Origin of the sequence: Nocardia seriolae NBRC 15557 (genome assembly GCF_007990715.1) — a bacterium.
GTDB classification, from domain to species: Bacteria; Actinomycetota; Actinomycetes; order Mycobacteriales; family Mycobacteriaceae; genus Nocardia; species Nocardia seriolae.
In genome coordinates this window covers 1-8,500 of record NZ_BJWY01000196.1, presented here as the reverse complement: position 1 = coordinate 8,500, position 8,500 = coordinate 1, and the positions used below count along the sequence as shown (strand labels likewise).

The window sequence follows — 8,500 nt, the reverse complement described above, 5'->3', positions numbered from 1 at the left end:
GTACTAGATGAAACTCTCACTCTCCGGGCCGGTTTCACTGGTCCTGCTGATGGTGCTCACCCTGGTCTGCGGCAGCTACATGGCCGTGGGCGTGCTGAATCTGGACCCGCGCCGCCAGAACAACACCGTCACAGTGCTTTTGGACAGCTCGGGCGGTCTGATGAAGATCTCCGAGGTGACGCTGCGCGGCCTGCCGATCGGCAAGGTGCGCGATATCGGGACCACCGCGCGCGGACTGTCGGTCACCCTCGAATACGACGCCAAGTACAAGATTCCGGCCGACAGCACCGTGCAGATCGCCAACCTGTCGGCGGCGGGGGAGCAGTTCCTCGACTTCCGGCCCAACGGCACCGTGGGGCCGTTCCTGCGCGACGGCAGCATCGTGCCCAACCGACAGGTCAGGATCGCGACCACCGTCGGTGACGCACTGGCCAAGCTGGACGCGCTGACCGCGCAGCTGGATCCGGCCAAGCTGCAGCATCTGGCGTCCACGGTGGCGGCCGGATTCGAGGGCCGCGACGCCGATGTCGCCAACCTGACCAGGGCGCTGATCGATACCGCGAACCTGTTGCGGGACAAGCACGATGCCATCGCGCGGCTGTACTCCAACGTGCAGAACCTGGGCGACAGGTTCGACGGGCGCGCGCCCACCATCAGCGCCGCCGCCGGGGATATGGACACCGCGCTGCCGGAGCTGCTGCACATCATCGGCGCGTTCCAGAACTACTCCTACATCGGGGAGAAGATCTTCGACGATCCGATCGGACCCCTGGTCGGCAAGATCAATGACTATCTGCGGCTGATCGGGCCCGACCTGAGCCACATCGCCACCGTTCTCAAGCCCGCCACCACCGCCATCAAACCGCTGCGCGTCGACGCCGGATCGATCGTGGACCTGCTGTCCGCGGTATTCCCCGGCGACGGCGCGGCGCACGTGGCCATCGAAACTCCTCGCTAGCAAAGAAGGCATGTCATGAGTGAGACCGACAAGACCGAGCCGGTGGCCGCCGCGACCGGAATGACCGCGGTGATCGAGCCGAAGCCCGAGGCCGCCCCGGCAGCGGTTGCGAACGCGCTGTCCGCCAAGAGCTTCGGCGAGCGCGCCTATCCTTTGGTCGCCGTCGCGGCTGTGATCTTCGCGATGGTCGCCGTGGTGCTCGGGGTGTTCTGGAACAACGCGGCCGATGACTACGACGCCCTCAAATCCGATCAGTCCGACCGGGATCGGGCCGCCCAGGTGACCAAGGACTACACCCTGCGCTCGCTGACCTACGACTACCGCAACCTGCCCGCCTTCTTCGACGGCGTGCAGCGCGGCACCTCGGACGGCCTGCGCGACAGGTAAACCCAGGTCCACGACACCCTCGCCAAGATCATGACCGATGCCCAGGTGGTGGCCTCCGGCGACGTGGTGGGCACCTCGGTGGAGGCCAAGGGCAACGACCAATACACGGTCACCGTCTACGCCACCCAGAAGACCCAGAACGTGCAGCAGCAGGATCCCGCCACCGTGCCCAACCTGCTGGTGCTCACCGTCGCCAAGACCGGCGGCGACTGGCTGGTCACCGACTACGGCCCCAAGGACGTCGGCGCGAAGAGCGGGGCCGCGAAATAGCTTCGAATCGCAATCCGGCTTCGAGCCGGATGGGCCGCCCGCCGCAGCGCGAGCTTCCGTCGCGGCGGCGCCGGCAGATCATCGAAGCCGCCTTCGAAGTCTTCACCGCCAACGGCTACGAGGCCACCGCCATCTCCGAGGTGGCGGCCCGCGCCGGCATCGGGCAGGGCACCGTGTACCGCTACTTCGGCAGCAAACGCGAAATCCTGGACCACGTCATCGATCTCGGTATCGAGAAGGTGACCGACGCGATGGAACTGCACACGGTGCTCGGGTCCGCGGCCGATGTCTCCGGGTTGATGGCGGAGGTGCGGGCCGCGATCGAGCGACTCTACGAGCTGCTCGAGCGGGAGCCGCGGGTGCTGCGGCTGCTGGTGGTGGAGGCGGGGGCCATCGATCCGGAACTGGCGCACCGGCTGCTGGGCCTGGAGGCGATCACCGCCTCGTTGATCGCGGGGGAACTGACGCGTGGCATGGAGGAAGGTTGGATCCGTCCAGACATCGACCCGGAGGTGCTGGGCCACACCGTCCTCACCATGGTCGGCCCGTGGACCATGCGGGAACTCGTGGGCGCGGGCAATCCGGGCATCCGCGAGCGCAGCATGACGGTGGTCTTCGACCTTCTCGAGCGGAGCCTGCGCCCGCCGGGCCCGCGCCCGTAGCGCGTGGGCGCACCCGGGCCGAACGCCGCCGCGCCGAACTGGTGGCCGCCGCCTACGAATTGGTGATGACCCGCGGCTTCCGTGCCATCTCGGTCGACGATATCGCCGCCGCCGCGGGCGTCAGCCACGGCACCTTCTACAACTATTTCGCCAATCGGCGCGACATCCTCGACGCCGTCATCGACCACTGCTTCGAACTGCTGGTCCTGCGCCTGCTCGGTCCCGAGGGCGGGGACGCCCCCGATTCCATGGACGCCTTCTGCGCCCGCTATGCCCGCGTCATCGACCGCTGCTACGACCTGGCCGCCACCGAACCGGGCCTGGTGAATTTCTTTCTCCTGGAAGCCTCGTCGATCGATGATCGCGTCCTGGGTCGCTGCCTGCACAATGCCCGCGCCTACGGCGCGCAATCGGTGGACCGCATCCGCCGCGGCATCGACCGGGGCTTCCTGGACCCCGGCCTGGACCCGGACATCGCGGGCGAGGTGCTGGTGTCGGTCCTGGTCTCGGCGCTGCTGTCGGCGCTGCGCGCCGGGTCGGACGGCCTCACCCAGGACCGGGTCCGCACCCAGCTCATCGCCTTCCTGCGCACCGCGCTGGCACACGAATCCGGATGATCTACAGCATTTCCAGGATCATCGCATTGGCCTGGCCGCCGGATTCGCACATGGTCTGCAACCCGTAACGGCCGCCGCGTTCGCGCAGCGCGTGCAGCAGGGTCGCGGTGATGCGGACCCCGCTCGCGCCGAGGGGATGGCCCAGCGAGATCGCGCCGCCGTGGACATTGACGCGGCTCAGGTCGGCCCCGGTCTCCCGGGCCCAGGCCAGCACCACGCTCGCGTACGCCTCGTTGACCTCCAGCAGATCGATGTCGGACAGCCGAAGTCCACTGTGCTTCAACACCTTCTCCGTCGCCGGGACGACGGCGGTCAGCATGAGGAACGGGTCGTCGCCGACGGCGATGTGGCTGCGGATGCGGGCCAGCGGGGGCAGACCGAGGCGGCGGGCGTTCTCGCTGGTCGTCACCAGCACCGCGGCGCTGCCGTCACCGAGCTGGCTGGCATTGCCCGCGGTGATGTGCCACCGGATCTCGGGGAAGCGCTGCCCGATCGCCTCGTTCCGGAACGAGGACGGCAGTGCGGCGAGTCCGGTTGCGCTGCTGTCGAATCGGATGGCCTCGTCGCAGGCCAGGTCGTTGATCGGCGAGGTGAGCTCGGCCTCGAAACTCCCGTTCTTGGTGGCCTCCGCGGCCCGGCGGTGGCTCTCCAGCGCGTACTCGTCGAGCTGAGCCCGGCTGAATCCCCAACGCGCCGTGATGAGTTCGGCGCTGATCCCCTGCCACGGCACGCCCTGCGGGTACCGCTCCAGAAAGGCCGCGCCGGTGAGATTGTCGGCGTCGAGCAGGCTGGTGCCCATGGGAATCCGGCTCACCGACTCGACCCCGGTGGCCACCACCAGATCGCAGTCGCCCGCGATCACCGCGTGCGCTGCGAAGCGCAGCGCCTGCTGGCTGGCACTGCACTGCCGGTCGATGGTGCTGGCGGGCACCGATTCCGGGAATCCCGCCGCCAGGCAGGCCCGCCGCGTCACATTGGTGGCCTGCTCGCCGACCTGGCTGACCACGCCGCCGATGACCTCGTCGATCAGCGCGGGATCGATGTCCGCCTCGGCCACCACCGCCCGCAGGCTGTGTGCCATCAGATCCACCGGGTGCACGCCGTCGAGCGCGCCGCCCGGCTTTCCCCGTCCGATCGGCGTCCGTACCGCCGCGACGATTACCGCATCCCGCATGACCCGAATGCCCTGACTGCCTTGCTGATCGAACCGCCGGTGCTCATCGGGGCAGCCCCAGCACGCGGCGCATGGTGGCGAGTTTGGCCGAGGTCTCGGCGAACTCGATGTCGATGCGGCTGCGCGCGACGATACCGCCGCCCGCCCGCAAGGTGAGATTGCCTCGGTGCGTATCCAATTCCAGGCCCCGCAGCGCCATGTGGAACTCGCAGTCGCCCGCACCGTCCAGCCAGCCGATCAGGCCGCCGTAGTACTCGCGGGCCGATTCGTACCGGGCGATCATGCGCCGGGCCTCCTCCTGCGGGACGCCGCAGACCGCCGGGGACGGGTGCAGTGCCGCGACCAGGTCGGCGACCGGCGTCTCGGGGTCGAGCAGGCGGGCGGTGATGGGAGTTCCCAAGTGCCACAGGCCCGGTGCGGCCACCAGTTCGGGCTGGGCGGCGTGGTCGAGGTCCGAGCAGAACGGCGCCAGCCCCTTGACCATGAAGTCCACCAGGTGCCGATGCTCGGCCAGGTATTTGTCGTCGAAGAGCAGGTCGTGCGCGCGGCCCCGATCCGCGGATTCGGGCAGCCGGGTGTCGCGCGGGACGGTCCCGGCCAGCGGCGTCATCACGACGGCGGGGCCCGTCTTCCGCAGGAACAGTTCGGGACTCGCGCCCATCGTGTACACGCCCGGATGGTCCAGGTGCTCGACGAAGTAGTTGCGTGCGTTCGGATACAACGAGGCGATCCGCTCGAACAGGCGGATCGGATCCACCACACCGTCGTAGAAGTAGCGTTCGGAGCGCGCGATCACGATCTTCTCGAGCGTGGCCTCCGGTGACCGCAGCAGCGCCAGCGCGTCGTCGAGCAGGCGCAGGTAGTCCGCGATCGAGCCGTCGTTGAAATCGATATCCGCACGGAAGTGCGTCGCCGCCTTGGCATCCGGGGCGGCCTCGGGCTGGTGTGCGCCGCGCCAGCCCAGATACAGCGAGGGGTTGGCGGCACCGTCGTCGAAGGGGATAGAGCCCGCGACGAGGTTCCCGTAGTTGCCCGCGCGGACGGCGGCCTCGGCCTCGGCCAGGCTGTGGTAGCAGATGAGCGGGCCGTCCAGACCCACCGGGCCGCTCGCGCCGCTGAGGCGGAAGCGCACGGGTTCACGCATGGGCAGGCTCCGTTCCGGTTGTCAGCCGCTGGTGGACGGCACGGCGGTCGATCTTGGAATTGGGCAGCAGCGGCACCTCGGTGCCGAGCACGAAGCGCTTGGGCACCGCGGCGCGACCGAGCCGCTGCCGGACGCGATCGCGCAGGAGTTCGGGATCCGGCATCGGAACCCCCTGGCGTGGCACGACATACGCGCCGACCAGCTCGCCCCATTCGGGGTCGGGGACGCCCATGACCACGGCGGCCTGGATATCGGAGAACTCGGACAGGGCCTGCTCGATCGCGATGGCCGAGACCTTGACGCCGCCGGTATTGATCAGATCATCGATCCGGCCGGTCGGAACGAGGACATCGGCCGACAGCAGCCCGCGGTCGGCGGTGCGATACCAGCGAGTGCCGTCCTCGGTATAGAAGGGCTGATCGGCGGGCGGATCGAGGTAGCCGTCGGCGACCACGTCGCCGCCGATATGGATGAGCTCGTCCACGATTCGCACCCGCACCCCGCGCAGCGGGACCCCGTCGTAGACGCAACCGCCGCAGGTCTCGGTCATCCCGTAGGTGATCACGGCGGCGGTCACCGCGCGCAGCCGCCGATCGGTCGCCTCGTCCAGGCGCGCACCGCCGATCAGCACCCGGTCGAAACCAGCCAGGGCGTCCCGGGATTCGGCGTCGGCGAGCAGCCGCGCGATCTGGGTGGGCACCAGCGAGGTATAGCGGCGGCCCGCGGGCATGGCGCGCGCGGCGGCGGCGAACCCGGCCGGATCGAACCGGCCTTCCCGCAGTGCCGACACCCGGGTGCCGCCCAGCACCGCCCGCGAGATCACCTGGAAGCCCGCCACGAATCCGGCGGGCAGGCACAGCAGCCAGTCGCCCGGACCGCCGAGCCGCTCCGAGGTGGCCCGGGCCGAGGCGAGCAAGGCGCTGCGGGACAACAGGGTTCGCTTCGGAACGCCACTGGAACCGGAGGTCGACAGCAGTGCGGCGGTCCCGGCCGCCACGGTCTCGGGCAGCGATCGGGCCTGGGCGGGATCGGTGATCGGGGCGACGGCCCGGTCACCGCGATGTGCGGCCTCGACGGCGCGTTGCAGGGCGGTGACGGCGAGTTCGGGGTCTTCCGGGACGAGCAGCGGCGTCAGCGGAATCGAAGGCATGGTGTTCGTCATCAGGAGTACTCGAGGTTTCCGGAGAGCTCTGGGGCCCGCAGTTCCAATTCGAGAGCGGCATCGGCGTCGGGGGTGGTATCCGGGCCGGGGGCCGCGGCGAGGGCGGCATCGACGGCCCGGCGCGCGGTGGCGTGCACCCCGCGCAAAGCCGTTCGGGCGACCGAAATTTCGAGCACGGACAGCCGCTGCGCGAACCGCTCCTGGCGCAGTGTGACGCCGAGGTCCTCGAGCTCGACCCGGCGGTGCGCCACCCCGTAGGCGCCGCACAGCGCGGCGATGTCGACGCGCTGCGGTGTCCCGTAGATCCGTTCGAAGGTATCGCCGTAGGGCTCCTGCCGATACCTGGCGTCCCCCTGCTCGAGGAGTTCGAAGATGCCGCCGCCGGAATCGTTGGACACCACGATGATCAGATTGCCGGGCACCTGCTCGAGGTGTCCGAACTGCAATCCCGAGGCGTCGTGGGCGAAGGTCAGATCGCCCAGCAGCGCGACGACCGTGCGATCGGGTGCCGACAGGGCCGCGCCCACCGCGGCACTGACATTCCCGTCGATGCCCGCGACGCCGCGATTGGACAGCACCCGGACACCGGCGGGCACCACACCGGCCAGCGACACGTCGCGGATCGGATTGGACGCGCCCAGCCACAGCGCATCACCGTCGCGCAGACCGCCGAGCACGGCACTGGCGACGCCGAGACCGATTCGGCGCGTGGAGGTTTCATTGAGAATGCGGGTCCACTGCCCGCGCACGATCCCGTCGGTGAGCTCGAGCTCCTCGACCCACGCCGGGGCGGCCTCACCGCGGAACACCGGATTGCCGGACAGGATCTCGATATCGGGTGCCGCGTAGACCCAATCGCCGGGTCCGCCAGCCAGCACGGTGCGCACCTGCGGGCGCGCCAGCAGCCGTCCGACATTGCGGTGCAGGGTCGGGCGGCCGTAGATCACGACCTGTTCGGGGTCGACGTAGTCGAGTACCCAGGGGTGGAGGCGTTTCCGGTCGCCGATATCGACCGTCGGTTCGGCCATGACGGGCATTCGCGGCGGCAGGGCGGCCCGGTCGGCGCCGTCACCGGCGATGACGAGGGTCGGACGGCGCAGGTCGATCTCGTCGCCGCCGGTGCGTGTGGCGCGGCTGAAATCCGGCATCCGGATCCAGGGCGCGCCCTCGGATCGTCCAGGGGGAGTGGTGACTTCACCGTTCGGCGGCAGGCCCGACGACAGCGGGACATCGATCTGCACCGGGCCGGGACGCCCGAGCAGCCGCCCGGTCCCGATGCCCAGCGTCCGGCACACCTGGGAACGCAGGACGCCATTGGCCTCCGATCCCAGCGTGTCCCCGGACCAGAGTTGCTGCACGTGCCGGGTCTGCGAGGCGAGCAGGGCGGTCTGCTCCACCGTCTGCGATGCCCCGGTGCCCAGCACCTCCGGCGGCCGATTGGCGGTGACCAGCAGCAGCGGCAGATCGGAGTAGTTGGCCTCGGTGACCGCGGGCAGCAGGTTGGACACCGCGGTGCCCGAGGTCGTCACGACCGCCGTCGGGCGCCCGCTCGCCTTGGTGATCCCGAGCGCCACGAAGGACGCGGAACGCTCGTCCAGGCGCACCTGAAAATCGATCTCCCCGGCGCGGGCTCGCCGCGCCAGTTCGAATCCCAGCGGTCCGTTGCGCGAACCGGGACAGTACACGAACCATTTCACGCCATTGCGAATGAGTTCGTCGATCACCACTGCGGAAATTACCGAGGGTATGAATTCACGGGCGGCGTAAGCGATATCCGTATTCGAATGCGCAGGCCCGGCTGAAAGTCCACTCACAAAATTTTCCCCGACCATTCCGTGCCGCTGGTCAGCCGACCGGCAACGTCATGGCGACACGTTAGCGATCGGCTGTGACACTGTCAATTTGACCCCGGCTTTCGAACATCCATGCAGCTCAGTGCCTTTCGTGTCGAAATATTATTTCCAACTGGTCGGTTTGTTCCAGACTATCGAATACCGTTGTTCCAGGCCAGTTAACGGTTGTCGTCGCTTGGGTAAAACGTGTATCGCGCGCGCGTCCCGCGGTCGGGATTCGGTGACCCGCCCCAAATTGTGTGAATTCGACGCCGCGACTTCCGGCTAGTGTCG

The 8,500-nt window shown here is 68.8% G+C and carries 9 protein-coding genes; 5 read left to right on the top strand and 4 right to left on the bottom strand.

Annotation, left to right across the window (positions count from 1 at the left end; translation table 11 throughout):
• The first annotated feature begins 7 nt into the window (after nucleotides 1-7).
• The 5 genes from NS2_RS34210 to NS2_RS34190 are packed head-to-tail and all read left to right on the top strand — an operon-like array spanning nucleotide 8 to nucleotide 2,894.
• Nucleotides 8-958, top strand: a complete 951-nt coding sequence (locus NS2_RS34210; RefSeq protein ID WP_033091453.1) for an MlaD family protein — start codon at nucleotides 8-10, stop codon at nucleotides 956-958.
• A 15-nt stretch (nucleotides 959-973) separates the two neighbouring features.
• Nucleotides 974-1,345: a hypothetical protein gene (locus NS2_RS34205; protein WP_147207425.1), complete on the top strand. Its 372-nt coding sequence runs from the start codon at nucleotides 974-976 to the stop codon at nucleotides 1,343-1,345.
• A gap of 30 nt (nucleotides 1,346-1,375) precedes the next feature.
• Entirely contained in the window at nucleotides 1,376-1,615 is a 240-nt protein-coding gene (locus tag NS2_RS34200; RefSeq protein WP_147207424.1) for a hypothetical protein, read from the top strand.
• A gap of 29 nt (nucleotides 1,616-1,644) precedes the next feature.
• Entirely contained in the window at nucleotides 1,645-2,277 is a 633-nt protein-coding gene (locus tag NS2_RS34195; RefSeq protein WP_052087059.1) for a TetR/AcrR family transcriptional regulator, read from the top strand.
• A 41-nt stretch (nucleotides 2,278-2,318) separates the two neighbouring features.
• Entirely contained in the window at nucleotides 2,319-2,894 is a 576-nt protein-coding gene (locus NS2_RS34190) for a TetR/AcrR family transcriptional regulator (protein ID WP_033091454.1), read from the top strand.
• A gap of 1 nt (nucleotide 2,895) precedes the next feature.
• Here NS2_RS34190 and NS2_RS34185 read toward each other — a convergent pair whose 3' ends face one another.
• Genes NS2_RS34185 through menD form a run of 4 tightly spaced genes read right to left on the bottom strand, consistent with a single transcriptional unit; the run spans nucleotide 2,896 to nucleotide 8,098 of the window.
• Entirely contained in the window at nucleotides 2,896-4,068 is a 1,173-nt protein-coding gene (locus tag NS2_RS34185; protein ID WP_033091455.1) for a thiolase family protein, read from the bottom strand.
• A gap of 43 nt (nucleotides 4,069-4,111) precedes the next feature.
• Nucleotides 4,112-5,212 (bottom strand): isochorismate synthase, encoded by a 1,101-nt coding sequence (locus NS2_RS34180; protein ID WP_033091456.1) that lies wholly within the window; start codon nucleotides 5,210-5,212, stop codon nucleotides 4,112-4,114.
• Nucleotides 5,205-6,374, bottom strand: a complete 1,170-nt coding sequence (locus tag NS2_RS34175) for an AMP-binding protein (RefSeq protein ID WP_052087060.1) — start codon at nucleotides 6,372-6,374, stop codon at nucleotides 5,205-5,207. Before NS2_RS34175 ends, NS2_RS34180 begins: the two co-directional genes overlap by 8 nt.
• Complete coding sequence (menD, locus tag NS2_RS34170; protein ID WP_235264041.1) at nucleotides 6,374-8,098, bottom strand: 2-succinyl-5-enolpyruvyl-6-hydroxy-3-cyclohexene-1-carboxylic-acid synthase; 1,725 nt, start codon at nucleotides 8,096-8,098, stop codon at nucleotides 6,374-6,376. The genes NS2_RS34175 and menD overlap by 1 nt, the downstream gene beginning before the upstream one ends.
• Nucleotides 8,099-8,500 lie beyond the last annotated feature (402 nt).

Excerpts from the sequence above, each read along its gene's own strand:
- NS2_RS34185 (WP_033091455.1), bottom strand. The coding sequence starts at position 4,068 with ATGCGGGATGCGGTAATCGTCGCGGCGGTACGGACGCCGATCGGACGG.
- NS2_RS34175 (WP_052087060.1), bottom strand. The coding sequence starts at position 6,374 with ATGACGAACACCATGCCTTCGATTCCGCTGACGCCGCTGCTCGTCCCG.
- NS2_RS34180 (WP_033091456.1), bottom strand. The coding sequence starts at position 5,212 with ATGCGTGAACCCGTGCGCTTCCGCCTCAGCGGCGCGAGCGGCCCGGTG.
- NS2_RS34195 (WP_052087059.1), top strand. The coding sequence starts at position 1,645 with ATGGGCCGCCCGCCGCAGCGCGAGCTTCCGTCGCGGCGGCGCCGGCAG.
- NS2_RS34205 (WP_147207425.1), top strand. The coding sequence starts at position 974 with ATGAGTGAGACCGACAAGACCGAGCCGGTGGCCGCCGCGACCGGAATG.
- NS2_RS34200 (WP_147207424.1), top strand. The coding sequence starts at position 1,376 with ATGACCGATGCCCAGGTGGTGGCCTCCGGCGACGTGGTGGGCACCTCG.
- NS2_RS34210 (WP_033091453.1), top strand. The coding sequence starts at position 8 with ATGAAACTCTCACTCTCCGGGCCGGTTTCACTGGTCCTGCTGATGGTG.